This window comes from Neobacillus drentensis (assembly GCF_021560175.1).
GTDB lineage: Bacteria > Bacillota > Bacilli > Bacillales > Cytobacillaceae > Neobacillus > Neobacillus drentensis_A.
The window spans coordinates 4,443,271-4,462,159 of sequence record NZ_CP091110.1 but is presented as its reverse complement, the minus strand read 5'-3'; the positions used below and the strand labels follow the sequence as shown (position 1 = coordinate 4,462,159).

14 protein-coding genes are annotated in these 18,889 nt (G+C 40.7%); all 14 read left to right on the top strand.

Annotated elements, in window-relative coordinates:
* The first annotated feature begins 156 nt into the window (after positions 1–156).
* The 14 genes from L1999_RS21170 to L1999_RS21105 all read left to right on the top strand — a co-directional run bounded on the left by L1999_RS21170 (position 157) and on the right by L1999_RS21105 (position 18,854).
* Positions 157–2,232, top strand: coding sequence for a sigma-54 interaction domain-containing protein (locus L1999_RS21170; protein ID WP_235740378.1), 2,076 nt, complete (start codon positions 157–159; stop codon positions 2,230–2,232).
* A 129-nt stretch (positions 2,233–2,361) separates the two neighbouring features.
* A complete protein-coding gene (gene yqiS / locus L1999_RS21165) occupies positions 2,362–3,267 on the top strand; it encodes a phosphate butyryltransferase (protein ID WP_235740377.1) in 906 nt (301 codons plus the stop codon).
* A 28-nt stretch (positions 3,268–3,295) separates the two neighbouring features.
* Complete coding sequence (gene bcd / locus L1999_RS21160; RefSeq protein ID WP_235740376.1) at positions 3,296–4,399, top strand: Leu/Phe/Val dehydrogenase; 1,104 nt, start codon at positions 3,296–3,298, stop codon at positions 4,397–4,399.
* Positions 4,400–4,498: 99 nt separating this feature from the next.
* Positions 4,499–5,602, top strand: a complete 1,104-nt coding sequence (buk, locus tag L1999_RS21155; RefSeq protein ID WP_235740375.1) for a butyrate kinase — start codon at positions 4,499–4,501, stop codon at positions 5,600–5,602.
* A 22-nt stretch (positions 5,603–5,624) separates the two neighbouring features.
* Positions 5,625–7,046, top strand: a complete 1,422-nt coding sequence (lpdA, locus tag L1999_RS21150) for a dihydrolipoyl dehydrogenase (protein WP_235740374.1) — start codon at positions 5,625–5,627, stop codon at positions 7,044–7,046.
* Positions 7,047–7,111: 65 nt separating this feature from the next.
* The gene (locus L1999_RS21145; RefSeq protein ID WP_235740373.1) at positions 7,112–8,113 is read left to right on the top strand and encodes a thiamine pyrophosphate-dependent dehydrogenase E1 component subunit alpha; all 1,002 of its coding nucleotides are present in this window, start codon (positions 7,112–7,114) and stop codon (positions 8,111–8,113) included.
* Between the two features lie 12 nt (positions 8,114–8,125).
* Complete coding sequence (locus tag L1999_RS21140; protein WP_235740372.1) at positions 8,126–9,109, top strand: alpha-ketoacid dehydrogenase subunit beta; 984 nt, start codon at positions 8,126–8,128, stop codon at positions 9,107–9,109.
* Between the two features lie 15 nt (positions 9,110–9,124).
* Complete coding sequence (locus tag L1999_RS21135; RefSeq protein ID WP_235740371.1) at positions 9,125–10,444, top strand: dihydrolipoamide acetyltransferase family protein; 1,320 nt, start codon at positions 9,125–9,127, stop codon at positions 10,442–10,444.
* A gap of 185 nt (positions 10,445–10,629) precedes the next feature.
* Entirely contained in the window at positions 10,630–12,525 is a 1,896-nt protein-coding gene (locus tag L1999_RS21130; RefSeq protein ID WP_235740370.1) for a methylmalonyl-CoA mutase subunit beta, read from the top strand.
* Positions 12,506–14,704 (top strand): methylmalonyl-CoA mutase, encoded by a 2,199-nt coding sequence (scpA, locus tag L1999_RS21125; protein ID WP_430539983.1) that lies wholly within the window; start codon positions 12,506–12,508, stop codon positions 14,702–14,704. Before L1999_RS21130 ends, scpA begins: the two co-directional genes overlap by 20 nt.
* Entirely contained in the window at positions 14,705–15,829 is a 1,125-nt protein-coding gene (gene meaB, locus L1999_RS21120) for a methylmalonyl Co-A mutase-associated GTPase MeaB (protein WP_235740369.1), read from the top strand. It abuts the gene before it with no gap.
* Between the two features lie 107 nt (positions 15,830–15,936).
* Complete coding sequence (locus L1999_RS21115) at positions 15,937–16,374, top strand: BrxA/BrxB family bacilliredoxin (protein WP_215043346.1); 438 nt, start codon at positions 15,937–15,939, stop codon at positions 16,372–16,374.
* A gap of 123 nt (positions 16,375–16,497) precedes the next feature.
* Positions 16,498–17,670, top strand: a complete 1,173-nt coding sequence (locus L1999_RS21110) for a M20 family metallopeptidase (protein ID WP_235740368.1) — start codon at positions 16,498–16,500, stop codon at positions 17,668–17,670.
* Positions 17,671–18,077: 407 nt separating this feature from the next.
* Positions 18,078–18,854 carry a transporter substrate-binding domain-containing protein gene (locus L1999_RS21105; protein WP_235740367.1) on the top strand — a complete coding sequence of 259 codons (777 nt, stop codon included), beginning with the start codon at positions 18,078–18,080 and terminating at the stop codon, positions 18,852–18,854.
* Positions 18,855–18,889: the final 35 nt, after the last annotated feature.

Here is an 18,889-nt window from a genome sequence, read left to right as displayed (position 1 = left end):
TGACTTCTCTATCATTATATCTCAACAAAATATTTTTATATAGAAGAAAATTGTCAAGGAGGGTCATTTAGTTATAAAATTGGTAATGAAGATATTTGCAGAGGTTTTTCTTGGATGAGTGCAAAAAATTTCCTAATGCCAAAAGGGGTATAAAAAATGCAAAATATTATGATTGTTGGTGCTGGTAAAGGTGGAACGGCAATCTTAAAAATTTTAAAGGAATCTGAAGTGCTTAATGTTCACGTTGTAATTGATCGAAACGAAGATGCACCGGGAATCCTCTTTGCTAGGAAAGAAGGAATTAACACAGGGACAAGCTGGGAGCCCTTTTTAAATGAGAATATTGATATCATTATTGAAGTAACAGGTAGTGATGAAGTTTTTCAAGAAATTCGAAATGCTAAAAGTAAGCAAACTGTATTAATTCCCGGGAGTGTGGCCTTCTTAGTATCAAAGCTCATGGAAGAAAAGGAAGAACTTGTGGCCAAGCTTCAGAATGATTCATATAAGCAGGAACTCATTTTTAACGCAGCCAACGATGGTATGATGGTAATCAACCAACAAGGACAAATCATCCTGTTTAATAAAAGAGCCGAGGAGATCATGGGTGTAAAAAAAGAGCAAGCAATTGGCAAGCCTGTTCTAGAAGTGATCCCAACGAGCAGGCTTTTATTAATTTTGAAAACAAGAAGAGTAGAATCTAACCAGGAAATGAAATTAGGTAATGGACGAAAAATTATAACGACCCGAATTCCTATCATTGAAGAAAATGGAACATTGATGGGGGCATTTGCTGTTTTTAAGGATATAACCGAAGTGGTCAATTTAGCAGAGGAGATAACCAATTTAAAAGAAATCCAAACCATGCTTCAAGCCATTATCCATTCGAGTGATGATGCTATCTCCGTTGTGGATGAAAGTGGCCGTGGAATCCTCATTAATCCCGCCTACACCAGACTAACAGGTCTTACCAATGATCAAGTTATTGGGCAGCCTGCAACGACAGACATTTCTGAGGGTGAGAGTATGCATATGAAAGTATTACAAACAAGAAGAGCTGTTCGTGGTGTGCCGATGAGGGTAGGACCAAATAAAAGGGAAGTAATTGTTAATGTTGCTCCGATCATAGTTGAAGGGAAATTAAAAGGCAGCGTGGGTGTTATCCATGATATGTCAGAAATGAAATCGTTAAGTAGAGAATTAAATCGGGCTAGACAAATCATTCGAACACTTGAAGCAAAATACACATTCGAGGATATTATCGGTATTTCAGAGGAAATGGTCATTGCGATTGAACAGGCAAAGCTTGGAGCGAAAACTCCTGCCACAGTATTGCTCAGAGGGGAATCAGGAACGGGTAAAGAGTTGTTTGCTCATGCGATCCATAATGCAAGTGACCGAAAATACAATAAATTTATTCGGGTAAATTGTGCAGCCATTTCGGAATCATTATTAGAGAGTGAATTATTTGGCTATGAGGAAGGTGCCTTTTCCGGCGCACAAAGGGGAGGGAAACGAGGTTTTTTTGAAGAAGCGAACAATGGCAGTATCTTTTTGGATGAGATAGGGGAATTGTCTGCCAATACGCAAGCAAAGCTCCTAAGGGTTCTGCAGGAAAGTGAAATTATCCGTGTGGGTGCTGCAAAGCCAATAAATATAAATGTCCGAGTCATTGCTGCAACAAATGTAAATCTGGAAAAGGGTATTGCTAGAGGAACGTTTAGGGAAGACTTATATTATCGATTAAACCGTATGCCAATCCAAATTCCTCCGCTCAGGAAACGTAAAGAGGAAATCCCTGTTTTATGCAGCAGACTGATTGAAAAGATCAATCGAGACTATGGAAGAAATGTGGAAGGTGTAACGAAAAAAGCATTAACTCAATTAATGCAATATGACTGGCCGGGAAATGTAAGAGAATTAGAAAATATCTTGGGCAGAGCGATTATTTTTATGAATTATAGTGATACTTTAATAGATGTTCATCATCTTCCAGAATTAAGAAATAAAACATTTACGTTTGACTCTTCTGGAATGAACTCGGCTGTACCGGTTCATGTAGAAAGGACCTTGCCTGAAATGGTGGATGAATACGAAGCGAGGATTATCCGGGAAACTCTTTTACGATTGAAGGGAAATAAAACATTAACAGCTAAAACATTAGGTTTATCAGTAAGAAACCTTTATTATAAGCTGGATAAGTTTAATCTTGAAAAAAATAGCATGCAATAATTTTCATGGTAAGAAAATTATTGCACTGTTCGGATTAAGAAAATAAAACGTTTACATAGAAGTGTTTTGGCACAAAACTTGCATATTTTATTATCGGATTGAGGAAGTGAAGAAAGGGTTGATGACCGCTTGTTGCTGGATTCACTGATTAACCAAGCAACCCGAAAAGGCCATAATACGGTTGCTGTAGCTGCAGCAGACACGGCAGAAGTTATTGAGGCCGTGATAGATGCCTTAAAGCGAAATCTTGCTGAATTTATACTTTATGGCGATCAAGAAAAAATCCGTTTACTGCTTAAATTGCAAAAACATGATTTGCTGAATAATTATAAATTAAGAATTGTTCATTCAGATTCTGACGTTGTTGCCGCAGAGTCCGCGGTCCAAGCAGTATTTACCAAACAAGCAAATGTACTGATGAAAGGGAATATTCCATCCAGTATATTATTAAAGGCAGTATTAAATAAGGAATATGGACTTAGGACAGGGAATGTTTTATCACATACTTCCGTTTTTGAAATCCCTGGCTATAACCAACTAATCTTAATTACAGATGCTGCAATGAACATTGCTCCTAACCTAGGACAAAAAGTACAAATAGTAAATAACGCCGTTACACTTGCCAAATCAATCGGAATCGAAATGCCAAAAGTGGCTGTCATTGCTGCGGTTGAAGCGGTAAACCCAGATATGCCGGCAACCCTTGATGCAGCTGCATTAACAATGATGAATAGACGCGGGCAGATTAAGGGTTGCATTGTCGATGGACCATTAGGTCTAGATAATGCTATTTCAGAATTAGCTGCAGAACACAAAGGGATTAAAAGCGATGTAGCAGGTAGAGCAGATATCTTATTGGTGCCTTCTATTGAAGTTGGAAATGTGTTATACAAATCATTAATTTACTTCGCTAAGGCAAAGGTAGGTGCGGTCCTTACGGGAGCGAGTTCCCCCATTGTACTGACATCAAGAGCGGATTCCGCTGAAAGTAAGCTCTACTCATTAGCTTTAGCCTTATGCTGTGTTAATAAATAGATTTTTACCCATTTGAGGAGGAAATTTCATGGAAATTTTCAAGTATTTAGAGAAATATGATTATGAGCAATTAGTTTTTTGTCAAGATAAGCAATCAGGTCTAAAAGCTATTATTGCTATTCATGATACAACACTTGGTCCGGCACTGGGTGGCACCCGCATGTGGACATATGCCTCTGAGGAAGCAGCGATTGAAGATGCTCTTCGGCTAGCTAAAGGGATGACCTATAAAAATGCAGCGGCAGGTTTAAATCTCGGAGGCGGAAAAACGGTTATCATAGGTGATCCTCGTAAAGATAAGAGTGAGGCGTTATTTAGAGCATTCGGCCGTTATATCCAAGGGTTGAATGGAAGATATATTACAGCTGAAGATGTAGGTACAACTGTAGCGGATATGGACCTAATCCATGAGGAAACAGATTTTGTAACTGGTATATCGCCTGCATTTGGTTCATCTGGCAATCCATCTCCAGTCACCGCTTACGGTGTATATCGCGGAATGAAAGCAGCCGCAAAGGAAGCATTTGGTACAGATTCTCTTGAAGGAAGAGTCGTTGCTGTTCAGGGAGTTGGTAATGTTGCTTATACACTTTGTGAGTATCTGCATAAAGAAGGGGCGCAGCTTATTGTAACGGACATTAACAAAGAAGCTGTTCATCGTGCGGTTCAAGCATTTGGTGCTCGTGCAGTTGATCCGAATGATATTTATGGAGCTGAGTGTGACATTTATGCTCCTTGTGCCTTAGGGGCAACGATTAATGATGACACAATCCCTCAATTAAAGGCTAAAGTAATTGCGGGTTCTGCTAATAATCAATTAAAGGACGCTCGTCATGGTGATATCATTCATGAAATGGGAATTGTCTATGCCCCGGATTATGTAATAAACGCTGGCGGCGTTATCAATGTGGCTGATGAACTTTATGGATACAATCAAGAACGTGCCATGAAAAAGGTTGAACAGCTTTATACGACAATTGAAAAGGTCATTGAAATTTCGAAACGGGATGGCATCCCAACCTATGTTGCTGCTGATCGAATGGCCGAAGAAAGAATTGACCGAATTCGTAATTCAAGAAGCCAATTCTTGCAGAATGGCCATCACATCTTAAGCCATCGAATTTCAAGATAATACAAGGACCATACCAGGAACATGATGTTAAGGCAAAGCGCTGAATTGGATTCAGCGCATTTGCCTTTAGATAGATGTTTTAAAGTGGAGGTTACGACGTTGCCGGATTATAAAGATCGGATACTTACCATTAACCCAGGATCAACATCGACTAAAATTGGTGTTTTTGATAATGAAGTTTCTATGTTTGAAAAATCAATCCGTCATGATGTAGAAATCATTAATACTTTTACAAATATTATTGACCAATACCAATTTAGAAAAGCTGTAATTTTGGAAACACTGGATAATGAAGGAATTAACATATCAAAATTATCAGCTGTTTGCGGACGTGGCGGCTTACTTCGGCCTATTGAAGGCGGAACATACGAGGTCAATGATTTAATGTTAAAGGATTTAAGATCTGGCTATGCCGGGCAGCATGCATCTAATTTAGGTGGGATTATAGCCTATGAAATTGCTTCAGGTTTAAATATTCCTGCCTTCATTGTCGATCCGGTTGTTGTTGATGAACTCGCCCCAATTGCTAGGATCTCCGGTTTCTCCTTAATTGAAAGAAAAAGTATTTTTCATGCCTTGAATCAAAAGGCAGTTGCTCGAAGAGTAGCAAAGGAACTGGGAAAGGAATACAGTGAATTAAATTTGATTGTTGCCCATATGGGCGGCGGCATTACGGTCGGTGTCCATCAACAAGGAAAGGTTGTTGATGTAAACAATGGTTTACACGGTGATGGACCTTTTAGTCCTGAACGGGCTGGGACGGTGCCTGCAGGGGATTTAATTGCCCTTTGTTTTTCAGGCGAATATTATCGGGAAGAAATGATGAAGAAACTTGTAGGACATGGTGGACTTGTCGGATACCTTGGCACAAACGATGCTGTAACGGTAGAAAAGAGAATTGCTGCGGGGGACAAAGTGGCAGAGCTAGTCTATGAGGCGATGGCCTATCAGGTAGCAAAAGAGATAGGGGCTTGCAGTGCGGTTGTTTCCGGCAAGGTGGATGCGATTATCTTAACAGGCGGACTCAGCTTTGCAAATGGATTTGTGAAATCTATTAGCGATCGAGTCAATTGGATTGCGGATGTAATTGTTCAACCCGGAGAAAATGAACTTCAAGCCTTGGCAGAAGGGGCACTTCGGGTTTTAAGCGGTGAAGAAGAAGTAAAGGTATATCCAGGGAATTTTTCTACTGCAAAAATTTAACGAATATGGGGAGGAAACATAAGTGGCTCAAGAATATGATTTGGTCATTCTTGGAGGTGGAACTGGCGGCTATGTAGCAGCTATTCGTGCTTCTCAGCTTGGTTTAAAAACAGCTATTGTAGAAAAAGGAAAGTTGGGAGGGACCTGCCTGCATAAAGGATGCATACCAAGTAAGGCCCTATTAAGAAGTGCAGAGGTATTTGCAACAACAAAGCGCGGTGAGGATTTTGGTGTGATCACGAGCGATGTTTCATTAGATTTTGGAAAAGTTCAAGCTAGAAAAAATAAAATTATTGATCAATTACATAAAGGCGTCCAACATTTAATGAAACAAGGAAAGATTGATGTCTATGAAGGAATCGGCCGCATCCTTGGACCATCAATTTTTTCACCAATGCCAGGCACTATTTCTGTGGAAATGAACAACGGAACGGAAAACGAGATGTTAATTCCGAAAAATGTAATTGTGGCCACAGGTTCAAGACCTAGAACACTTCCTGGTTTAGATATCGATGGTGAATTTGTGATGTCTTCTGATGAAGCATTACAGCTTAAAGAGTTGCCCAAATCCATCCTTATAATTGGAGGCGGTGTAATTGGAATAGAATGGGCTTCCATGCTGTCTGATTTTGGTATTGAGGTTACAGTTCTTGAGTCTGCTGACCGCATTATTCCAACAGAGGATATAGATATTTCTAAAGAAATGCAGCGAGTAATGAAAAAGAAAGGGATTAACCTGGTTACAAGTGCTAAGGTGCTTCCTGAAACAATGGTTAAAGATCAAGAGGTTCGTATTTCAGCAGAGGTTAAAGGCGTTCTTAAGCAGTTTAAGGCTGAAAAACTCTTAGTCTCAGTTGGCCGCCAAGCAAATTTAGAGGGAATTGGACTTGAAAATACCGATATCCAAGCTGAAAATGGCTTTATTGTGACCAATGAATTTTATCAAACGAAAGAGTCCCATATTTATGCGATAGGTGACGTAATCGGTGGTTTACAACTTGCACATGTTGCCTCACACGAAGGGATTATTGCAGTGGAGCATATAGCAGAAGAAAAACCATCGCCAATGAATTATAACTTAGTATCCAGGTGCATCTATAGTAACCCGGAGGTTTCCAGTGTCGGAATAACTGAGGAGCATGCAAAAGAAAAAGGCCATAAATTGAAAATAGGTAAGTTTTCCTTCCGGGCAATCGGGAAAGCTCTGGTTTTCGGTGAATCAGATGGCTTTGTAAAAATTGTCGCAGATTCGGAGACTGATGATATTCTAGGAGTGCATATGATCGGGCCGCATGTAACAGATATGATTACAGAGGCTGGGCTTGCCATGGTATTAGATGCAACCCCATGGGAAATTGCTCATACCATTCATCCACATCCAACTTTAACAGAAGCCATTGGAGAAGCTGCCTTAGCCGTTGATGGCAAGGCCATTCATTCATAATATATAAACGTTTTATGCTAAAATCACTGCTAGTGTATAGCGAACAATCGGGAGGTAAGAAATATATGGCAGAAAAGCGTCATGAAAGTTTAGGTTTAAGCGACCAAAAGGTATTGGAAATGTATGAGACGATGCTTTTGGCCCGGCGCATTGATGAGCGGATGTGGTTATTGAATCGTGCTGGGAAAATTCCATTTGTTATTTCATGTCAGGGCCAAGAGGCAGCACAAGTAGGGGCCGCTTTTGCTCTTGACCGAGAGAAGGATTATGTACTTCCATATTACCGTGACATGGGGGTTGTATTAACATTCGGGATGACCCCAACAGAATTGATGCTCTCGGGTTTTGCCAAGGCGGAGGACCCCAATTCGGGAAGCCGGCAAATGCCTGGACACTTTGGTCAAAAGAAAAATAGAATCGTAACAGGATCGTCTCCTGTTACGACACAAGTTCCTCACGCTGTAGGAATCGCTCTTGCAGGAAAGATGGAGAAAAAAGACCTCGTAACATTTGTTACCTTTGGGGAAGGTTCCTCAAACCAAGGAGATTTCCATGAGGGAGCAAACTTTGCAGGTGTGCATAAACTTCCGGTTATTTTCATGTGTGAAAATAATAAATATGCTATTTCTGTCCCAATTGAAAAACAATTGGCCTGTGAAAAGGTGTCAGATCGTGCAATCGGATATGGGATGCCAGGTGTAACAGTTGATGGTAATGATCCTTTGGAAGTGTATAGGGCTGTAAAAGAGGCTGCTGACAGAGGCCGCCGCGGTGAAGGTCCAACACTGGTTGAAACGGTCTCTTACCGTCTTACACCACATTCTTCGGATGATGACGATCGTTCATACCGCGCACCGGATGAAGTGGCCAAAGCAAAAACAAAGGATCCCCTGATGACCTTTGGGGCCTATTTGAAAGAAACGAATGTCTTAAATGATGAACTGGAAAAAGAAATCAATGACCGTGTGATGAAACTGGTGAATGAGGCGACAGATTATGCTGAAAATGCTCCTTATTCAGCACCAGAAGATGCATTGAAATATGTTTATGCGGAAACGGAAGAGTAAGGGGGACGTAAAATGGCGATTATTTCATATATTGATTCAATCACAATGGCGATGCGTGAAGAAATGGAACGGGATCCAAAGGTGTTTATCCTTGGAGAAGATGTAGGGGTGAAAGGCGGCGTATTTAAAGCAACCCAGGGGTTGTACGAACAATTTGGCGAGGAACGGGTCATTGATACACCACTTGCAGAGTCAGCTATCGCAGGTGTAGGAATCGGGGCAGCGATGTACGGAATGCGCCCAATTGCAGAAATGCAATTTGCTGATTTTATCATGCCTGCGGTAAACCAAATTATTTCTGAAGCGGCAAAAATTCGCTATCGTTCTAATAATGATTGGAACTGTCCAATTGTTATCCGTGCCCCTTATGGAGGAGGAGTACATGGAGCACTTTATCATTCCCAGTCAGTGGAAGCTGTTTTTGCTAATCAGCCGGGCTTGAAAATAGTCATGCCTTCGACACCATACGATGCGAAAGGCCTATTAAAAGCAGCCATTCGCGACAATGACCCCGTTCTCTTTTTCGAGCACAAACGGGCCTATCGTTTAATAAAGGGTGAAGTCCCTGCAGATGATTATACCCTGCCGATCGGGAAAGCTGATGTAAAACGAGAAGGAGAAGATATTACAGTTATTACTTATGGTCTATGTGTTCATTTTGCCCTTCAAGCGGCAGAAAAATTAGCCCGCGACGGAATTTCTGCTCATATTCTTGATTTAAGAACTGTCTACCCGCTAGACCAAGAGGCAATTATTGAGGCAGCTTCTAAAACAGGCAAGGTCCTGCTAATAACAGAGGACAATAAGGAAGGGAGCATCATCGGTGAGGTATCAGCCATTATAGCGGAAAATTGTTTATTTGATTTAGATGCACCGATTAAACGGCTCGCAGGACCGGATGTCCCGGCTATGCCATATTCTCCTACTATGGAGAAATTCTTTATGATTAATCCTGACAAAGTTGAAAAAGCAATGCGTGAGCTGGCGGAATATTAAGGAGGTATGGAACTCGTGGCAATTGAACAAATTAGAATGCCTCAATTAGGGGAAAGTGTAACCGAAGGGACTATTAGCAAGTGGTTAGTCACTGCGGGTGATCGAGTAAATAAATACGACCCACTTGCCGAGGTCATGACCGATAAAGTAAATGCAGAAGTCCCGTCCTCCTTTACTGGTGTGATTAAAGAGCTGATTGCTGAAGAAGGCGAGACACTAGCGGTCGGGGAAATAATCTGCACCATTGAAATCGAAGCTAATACTACACTGGACGCTGCTGCTGCAGAAAATCCTAAACCAGAAGAAAATAGAATAACAGAAACGACAAGCACATCGGTTCAACCAAATAAAACTCGGTATTCACCTGCTGTGCTAAAAATTTCCCAAGAGCACGGGATAGATTTAACAAAGGTTTCTGGTACAGGTGCAGGGGGACGGATTACTAGAAAGGACCTATTGAAATTAATTGAATCGGGTCATATTCCAACCTCAGCCCAAATGGTTGAATCCGTAAGTGAATTAATACCTGCGGTCGAAGCCAAAGCAAAAGAAGTACCAGCTGTGCCAAGTCAGCCAGCAGCGGTTTCGGCGCCGGCGCCGGCGCCTCAACAAGTGACAGTTCCCGTTAGTAAAGGAGACCTTGAGATTCCAGTCACTGGGATACGTAAAGCGATTGCGGCTAATATGCTTCGCAGTAAACATGAAGCGCCGCATGCCTGGACCATGATGGAGGTGGACGCAACTAATCTTGTGGAATATCGCAACAGTCTAAAAGATGATTTTAAGAAGAATGAAGGTTTCAATCTTACCTTTTTTGCCTTTTTTGTAAAAGCGACAGCCCAAGCCTTGAAAGAGTTTCCGCAAATAAACTCAATGTGGGCCGGGGATAAAATCATTCAAAAGAAAGACATTAATATTTCTATTGCAGTTGCTACGGAAGATGCCTTGTATGTTCCTGTCATTAAAAATGCAGATGAAAAATCCATTAAAGGAATAGCTCGAGAAATCTCTGAACTGGCCGTAAAAGTGCGAACAGGGAAATTAAAATCAGAAGATATGCAAGGCGGGACATTTACGGTGAACAACACGGGTTCATTTGGCTCAGTTCAATCGATGGGAATCATTAACTATCCGCAAGCAGCGATCCTTCAAGTGGAGTCAATTGTTAAACGGCCAGTAGTTATGAACAATAACATGATTGCCATCAGGGATATGGTGAATCTATGTATGTCATTGGACCACAGGGTATTAGACGGACTGATTTGCGGCCGTTTCTTACAGCGAGTGAAAGAAATTGTGGAAAATACCTCTAAATCAACAACATCTATTTATTAGGCATTAAACAACCGCTGTCAGGACTGACAGCGGTTTTTATGACGGTATAGGAAATTTTAAATAATTGAATTAGGACTCTGAAATCAGCTCCAGCGCCTTTTGTTATTGCTTGAAAACTATTTGTACCATAAAATAGAAATAAGTAGAATTAATTGAATTTTACTTCAATTTGGAAGAAAGGGGAGATGGAGTTGGATAGCATAAAAAATCAATCATTTTTACAGAAAACAATTGAGGATTGGCAAGAAAAAGCGGAAAGCACTCTCAAAGGGAAAAAGATTGATTCTTTACATCAACATACATATGAGAACATTGTTTTGAAACCGCTTTATTCACGGAACGATGAGAAGCCAGTTCCAGATTATCCGGGAGGTTCCGATTATCGGCGAGGAATTGATCCATTGGGCTACCACACGAATAAGTGGAAAGTTGCTCAGCAGTTAGCCTACCAATCACCTAGTGAATTAAAGGAGAAACTTCATGATGCCGTAGAAAAAGGGCAAACGGCCATTGCCTTTAAGGTATCGGAGGAATTAATTGAAACAAATCACAGCCTTTCTAGCGTTTTAGAAGGACTCTATCATCAATATCCCTTGGCGATTAATGCAAAAGGATGGCAATCAGCGGTTCTAAAAGTTTTAGCCAAACTGGCCGAAGATGAAAACACAGCTGATAAGGTTACTGGCTATATTGGTTCAGACCCGATTGCACTATTTGCTGAGGAAGGAGCTTTCTCACAGGAATATATCGAGGAATGGAAAAAAAATATAAACAAGTATAGTAAAAGTTTTTCATCACTAAGCACCATTCTAATTGATACTACCCCATATCATAATGGCGGAGCAAATGCCGTCCAAGAACTGGCCATTGCGATAGCAGAAGGGGTTCAGTATCTCGATATCCTTCAGGAGAGTGAACTGGACCTTCCTGTAATCGTAAAAAAAATCGTCTTCCAATTCTCGATTGGAAGTAACTTCTTCATGGAAATGGCTAAACTTCGGGCAGCAAGAGTACTCTGGAATCGAATAACGGAACTTTACGGTATCAAAGACGAAGCCCAAGGGATGATTATTTCTGCTGAAACCTCTTCCTTCACAAAATCCTTACATGACCCCTATGTCAATCTTCTAAGGGCAGGAAATGAAGCATTTGCTGCCATCATCGGAGGGGTTCAATATTTACAAGTTTCTCCTTTTGATCATCTTACAGTCACTACACCATTTGCAGAAAGAATCGCTAGAAATATTCAACTACTCTTGAAACATGAGGCACACCTAGAAAAAGTAATCGACCCAGCAGGTGGCTCTTGGTATGTGGAAGAACTAACGAATGAACTTGCCGAAAAAGCTTGGGATTATTTCCAAAAAATCGAAGCCCAGGGCGGTATATTAAATAGTTTAAAATCCAATTGGCTGCAGCAGGAAATTAAAGCTGTCTATGACAGTAAGAATCTGGATATTCAAACAAGAAAGCAAAGTATGGTTGGAACCAATGTTTATGCAGATATAAATGAAATCGCCTCCAACCCTCAACAGGGGAACATAAAACCATTTTTTTCAAATGGAACGTATTCATTAAGCAAAATAGAAGCAATTCCCGCACGAAGACTTACAGAGCCATTTGAAGAGCTGCGACAAAAGGCAAAGCAGCTTGAAGGAAAAGTTGGTACTATTCCATCTGTAGGGATCGTATGTCTTGGAGAATTAAAGCACTATAAACCAAGGCTTGATTTTATGAAAGGCTTTCTTGCGGCAGGTGGTTTGAACGTAATAGAAAGCAAGCCGATTGTAACTATAGAACATGCTAAACAATTTATCTTAGAATCAACTACATCCTTTTTCTGCTTTTGTGGAACAAATGAACAGTACGAACTAGCAGGTGAAAACATACTTTCAGTCCTAAAATCCGAATTTCCTGACCGCCAATTTTATTTAGCCGGGCTTCCTGAAGTAGAAAAACAGCCCCAGTGGCAGAGTCTGGGCATTAAGCAGTTCATTCATACAGGGACTAATTGTTATGAAACTCTTATTGCTATCCTCACAGATATGGAGGTGAATACGGTTGAAGAAACAAAAGCCTGATTTTCAAAGTATTCCATTGTTTGCTAACCAAACATTTATGACAAAAAAAGAGTGGGAAGAGAAAGTTCATCATGAAATTTCTTCTTCCATTGAAGATTTGCTGTTTGAAACAAATGAACAAATATCCCTTAAGCCTATTTATACAAAAGAAGATCGTCAAGGGTTAGAACACATTGATGACCTTCCGGGTCTGCCTCCTTATACGAGGGGACCGTATCCGACCATGTATGTGAATCGGCCTTGGACGGTTAGGCAGTATGCAGGCTTCTCAACTGCTGAAGAAAGTAATGCCTTTTACCGCCGAAATCTTGCTATGGGACAAAAGGGATTATCTGTTGCCTTTGATTTAGCTACCCATCGCGGCTACGACTCGGACCATCCTCGTGTAGTTGGCGACGTTGGTAAAGCGGGAGTTGCCATAGACTCTATTCTTGATATGAAGACCCTTTTTGCTGGAATCCCCTTGGACCAAATGTCTGTTTCGATGACTATGAACGGCGCAGTCTTGCCCATTCTAGCTTTCTTCATTGTAACGGCTGAGGAGCAGGGGGTCAGCCAAGAAAAGCTCTCGGGAACGATTCAAAATGATATTTTAAAAGAATATATGGTTCGCAATACCTATATTTACCCTCCAGCAATGTCGATGAAGATTATTGCCGATATTTTTGAATATACATCTAAATACATGCCAAAGTTTAATAGTATTAGTATATCCGGCTATCATATGCAAGAAGCAGGTGCTCCCGCAGATTTAGAGTTAGCTTATACACTTGCAGATGGCTTGGAGTATGTCCGAACAGGTCTTAAAGCGGGGATTGACATTGATTCATTTGCACCTCGGCTGTCCTTTTTCTGGGCAATTGGGATGAATTATTTTATGGAAGTCGCCAAAATGCGGGCAGCAAGATTCATATGGGCCAAAATGATGAAGTCCTTCCATCCAGAAAATGAAAAATCGTTAGCATTACGAACTCATTCACAAACATCGGGGTGGAGTTTAACCGAACAGGATCCATTTAATAATGTTACCCGAACACTACTTGAGGCCCATGCTGCAGCTATGGGTCATACCCAATCACTGCATACGAACGCCTTGGATGAGGCCATTGCCTTACCAACAGATTTCTCTGCCCGGATTGCCCGAAACACTCAGTTGTTCTTGCAAGAAGAAACAGGAATCACTAAGGTCATCGATCCTTGGGGTGGGTCTTATTATGTTGAAAAGCTGACAGATGATTTAATATCAAGGGCTTGGACACACATTGAAGAAATTGAAGGACTTGGGGGTATGGCTAAAGCTATTGAAACAGGTCTTCCAAAAATGAAAATCGAGGAAGCCGCTGCTAGACGGCAGGCACAAATTGATTCGGGTAAGGAAACGATCATTGGGGTTAATCACTACAGGCTCGAAAAGGAAGAAGCAATTGATATATTGGATATTGATAATACCGCTGTCCGCTTAAAGCAAATTGAGAAATTAACGGCTTTAAAAGCTGCTCGGGATCATCAAAAAGTAGCCGAGGCGCTTAGTGCATTAACGAAAGCTGCTGAGACAGGAGAACAAAACCTATTAGAACTTGCTGTAAACGCAGCAAGAGTGAGAGCCACCTTGGGTGAAATTTCTGACGCTATTGAGCGTGTGGCTAAAAGACATAAAGCTGTCATTCGTTCCATTAGTGGGGTATATAGCACAGCTTTCAGCAACGAGGAAGAGATAAATGAAGTAAAAACAATGACGGATGAATTCCTTGAGAATGAAGGGAGACGGCCAAGAATCCTTGTTGCGAAAATGGGTCAGGACGGTCATGATCGGGGAGCAAAGGTCATCGCCACTGCTTTTGCAGATTTAGGCTTTGATGTCGACATTAGTCCATTGTTCCAAACGCCAGAAGAAACAGCGATTCAAGCCGTTGAAAATGATGTTCATGTAGTGGGCATGAGCTCGCTTGCAGCCGGACATAAGACATTGCTTCCACAACTAGTGGATGAATTGAAAAAATTGGGCCGAGAGGATATTTTGGTTGTTGTTGGGGGAGTCATTCCTGCACAAGATTATCAATTTTTATATGACCATGGTGCAGCGGCCATTTTCGGACCTGGCACAATCATTCCTGTGGCCGCTCAAAAAGTAATTAGGGAGATTTATTTAAAACTCGGTTATGAGGAAGTGTCGCCATAAATGGGAAAGGACCATAAGCCGGAATGGAGTGACCCTCATATACCTGACAACTGTTTAAGTATTGTACGCAGAGGGGAAGAACTTGAAGGTCATCCTGCAGCTATTGAAAAAAATGTGCGCTTCCAAAAACGAAATACAACAGAACCATCCCTTGACGTACTTTATGATGGGGTGCTGAACGGTGATCGCAGCCTGATTGCCCGAGCCATTACACTAGTTGAGAGTAACGCTGAACAACATTTTCAAAAAGCACAGGAGCTGCTGAAAAAGCTCCTGCCTAAAACCGGAAACTCAATTCGAATCGGTATTACTGGTGTACCAGGTGCCGGTAAGAGTACCTTTATTGAGGCTTTTGGTATGTACCTGTGCAGTTTAGGGTACCGGGTTGCTGTACTAGCCATTGATCCGAGTTCAAGTATCTCGGGTGGCAGTATTCTAGGCGATAAGACTAGGATGGAGCAATTATCAAAGAATAGGAACTCTTTTATTCGTCCGTCACCTACGGGAGGAAAACTTGGCGGTGTACACCGAAAAACGAGGGAAGCCATGTTAATATGTGAGTCGGCCGGCTTTGATATTATATTAATTGAAACGGTTGGGGTGGGCCAAAGTGAGGTAATTATTAGAGATATGGTGGATCTTTTCATGTTGCTAGTTTTGACCGGGGCAGGGGATGAACTTCAAGGAATGAAGAAAGGGATTATGGAACTAGCGGATCTCATCGTTGTGCATAAAGCGGATGGAGCCAATAAACAGAGAGCGGAACATACAAGGCAAGAGTATAATCGAATCCTTCATTTCCTCCAGCCAGCTACAAAAGGATGGGTGACAAGGGCATATCCTTGCTCTTCCATCACTTTTGAAGGCATTAATGAAATTTGGCGTGTTATTCAGAACTTTGAAGAAACCGTAAAATCTTCAGGAGTTTTTGAGGAAAGAAGGAGAATACAAGCCAAGGAATGGTTATATTCAATGATAACAGATCAGCTTCAATTTCTTTTTTACCATCATAAAGGGGTTAAAAGTGCTTTGCCAAAACTTGAGAATGAGGTCATTTCTGGAGAAATGACAGTAGCTTCAGCTGTAGAGACATTATTTGAAACCTTTTTACCAACAAAAAGGTAAATAGTTGTTTTATGACAGTTTTCTCTTAGCTTTGGCATTTCATTTGAAAAAAACTCATTTAAACTGTTATGATGTAGTTATATACGGAATAGAAGGAGTGTGTTTTGATGAGTATGAATTTTAACTTTTTCATGAATGATGTAGTTAAGCAAGCACGTGAAGAAATCGTGTCTGCTGGATATAAAGAATTAAAAACTCCAACAGAAGTTGAAGAAGCTTTTGATCAAAAAGGAACGACATTAGTGATGATAAATTCAGTTTGCGGATGCGCGGGTGGTATTGCGCGCCCTGCAGCAGCACATGCTCTTCACAATGACAAGCGCCCTGACCACCTAGTTACGGTATTTGCTGGACAGGATAAGGAGGCAACCGAAACAGCAAGAAGCTATTTTACCGGTTATCCGCCATCCTCCCCATCTTTTGCCTTGTTAAAAGACGGGAAAATTCTGACCATGATTGAAAGACATCAAATTGAGGGCTTTGACCCTGCAACAGTAGTGGCAAAGCTGCAAAGTGAATTTGATCAATATTGCGAAGAAGTTTAAGGAATAACCAAAAAAAGGTCAAATCGAAAAGGGTTTGATCTTTTTTGTTGTCTAAATATACTTTTTGGTGTATATTTATTAATTATTTTGTAATTTTAATCATACATTCAGAGGGGTTTTGACATGAAAGAATTATTAAAAAATAATTTAGAAACTATACAAAACAGATTATGGGAAATCAACGATATTTTGTATCATCATCCAGAGCTTGGTGATCAAGAATATGAGTCTATGAATCTTTTAGTAGAATTACTTGAGCAGCATCAATTTTCTGTAGAAAAGGGAATCGTTGGTAGACCTACAGCTTTTAAAGCGGTTTATGATAGTAAGAAAGAAGGACCTACTATTGCCTATTTATCCGAGTACGATGCCTTACCTGAAGTTGGACATGGGTGTGGTCATAATATGATTGGAACTATGAGTGCAGGGGCAGGAGTCTTATTAAGTAAAGTGGTGGATGAAATTGGCGGCCGGGTTGTTGTATTGGGTACACCTGCAGAAGAAACAAATGGAGCAAAAGTACCGATGGCGGAACAAGGAGTATTTGACGATATTGATGCAGCGATGATTGTGCATCCTGGAGATGTTTCCTATGAGAGTGGGGAATCGTTAGCGATGGATGCTATTCAATTTGACTTCCGCGGCAGAACGAGTCATGCAGCCGCATCGCCCGAAAAGGGGATTAATGCACTGGATGCCGTTATACAATTATTTAACGGGATCAATGCTCTCCGTCAACATGTGACTTCCGATGTTAGAATACACGGAATTATTAAGGAGGGTGGAGTAGCTGCTAATATTGTTCCAGATAAAGCAGTAGCTCAATTTTATATTCGGGCAAAGGACAGATCCTACTTAAATGAACTAGTTCAAAAGGTGATAAACGTAGCGAAAGGTGCAGCATCCATGACAGGTGCAGAGGTTCATATTGATAATTATGAATTGAGCTATGACAATATGGTTACAAATCAAACATTGTCTCAGCTGTTTACCAGCAATCTTTTGACAACGGGTGTTAAGCAAGTGGAGAAAGCGAAGGATTCTTACGGCTCAATTGATATGGGAAATGTGAGTCACGTTGTTCCAGCTATTCACCCGTATATTGGTCTTGATTCACCTGGATTAGTTGCTCATACCAGAGAATTTGCCGACTTAACCATTACGGACAATTCTCATCAGATTCTCTCTAGAGGTGCTTTGGCTCTTGCACTAACAGGATATGATTTAATTACGAATAAAGATGTATTCGAAAAAATGAAAAATGAATTTCGTCAGGTCGAGCTAATTAAAGCCTAACTCCTTAAAGGAAGGTGTCCCAAAAGTATAACTTTTAGGGGCACCTTCTTTTTCTATACATTGAACTAGTCTGTTGATTTCCGCTCCAGGCGCTTCGCTTTCCGCGGGCGGTACAGGGAGCCTCCTCGTCGCTTCGCTCCTGCGGGGTCTCCCCTGCCCCGTACTCCCGCAGGAGTCTTCGCGCCTTCCGCTCCAATCAACAGAGTGTGCAAAAATTATTAATCAACCACCTTTTGGGTCTGCCTCTTTTTTTGAAAGTAAATAATTGTAGCATATTAAATTGTTAGAATATTTTTATATTTAAAAAACATCTTTTCAAATATAATTTCATGTGTTATTATTCGTTTTGTTGAATAAAAATTCAATCTAACTACACAGATTCTTATATTTTACACAGGGGGTACATCATGAAAAAAACAATTTTATCTTTTATGTTTATCTTTACATTATTAGTTATGGCTGCTTGCGGGCAGAGTAATAAGGACGGGGCAACTGGAGAAAAAGCTTCTACTAAAAAAGTATTAACAATGGCTACATCAGCTGATTTTGCTCCATTTGAATCAAGAGAGCCATCAGGAAAGATTATTGGATTTGATATTGACCTAGGTAATGCTATTGCGGATGAATTGGGCTATAAACTAGAAGTTAAAGACATGAAGTTTGATGGATTAATCGGGGCATTGCAAGCAAAACGTGTAGATATGGTTATTTCTGGGATGTCAGCAACAGAAAAACGTAAAAAGAATGTTGACTTTTCTACAACATACAACCACTCAGGTGAAATGTTTGTAACAAAAAAAGATGCCGATATTAAAACGATTGATGATCTTAAAGGAAAAACGGTTGCTGTACAATTAGGAACCATACAAGAAGAAGGGGCCAAAGCGCTTCAGAAAAAAGTTGATTTTACGCTTAAGCCATTAGATAATGCGACAAACTTAATCCAAGAGCTATTATCAAATCGTATCCAAGTAGCTTATTTAGATAAATCAGTTGCAACTGGATACATTAAGCAACAAGGATTAGCAGGTTTTGATGATCCAACATCTAGTTCTCCAGGGATGGCAGTAGCTTTTCCAAAAGGCAGTGACTTAGTTGGCGATGTGGATAAAGCTCTTAAAAAGTTAGAAGAGAACGGAAAACTTCAAGCGCTGAAGGACAAGTGGCTAAAAGATCAACAGTAATTGATTAATTTTCTTAAATGTTTGATGAATAAATT

What these genes read in the sequence shown, in the direction of transcription:
- L1999_RS21105 (WP_235740367.1), top strand. Translation starts at nt 18,078, where the DNA reads ATGAAAAAAACAATTTTATCTTTTATGTTTATCTTTACATTATTAGTT.
- L1999_RS21110 (WP_235740368.1), top strand. Translation starts at nt 16,498, where the DNA reads ATGAAAGAATTATTAAAAAATAATTTAGAAACTATACAAAACAGATTA.
- meaB (WP_235740369.1), top strand. Translation starts at nt 14,705, where the DNA reads ATGGGAAAGGACCATAAGCCGGAATGGAGTGACCCTCATATACCTGAC.
- L1999_RS21115 (WP_215043346.1), top strand. Translation starts at nt 15,937, where the DNA reads ATGAGTATGAATTTTAACTTTTTCATGAATGATGTAGTTAAGCAAGCA.
- L1999_RS21145 (WP_235740373.1), top strand. Translation starts at nt 7,112, where the DNA reads ATGGCAGAAAAGCGTCATGAAAGTTTAGGTTTAAGCGACCAAAAGGTA.
- bcd (WP_235740376.1), top strand. Translation starts at nt 3,296, where the DNA reads ATGGAAATTTTCAAGTATTTAGAGAAATATGATTATGAGCAATTAGTT.
- L1999_RS21170 (WP_235740378.1), top strand. Translation starts at nt 157, where the DNA reads ATGCAAAATATTATGATTGTTGGTGCTGGTAAAGGTGGAACGGCAATC.
- L1999_RS21130 (WP_235740370.1), top strand. Translation starts at nt 10,630, where the DNA reads ATGGAGTTGGATAGCATAAAAAATCAATCATTTTTACAGAAAACAATT.
- L1999_RS21140 (WP_235740372.1), top strand. Translation starts at nt 8,126, where the DNA reads ATGGCGATTATTTCATATATTGATTCAATCACAATGGCGATGCGTGAA.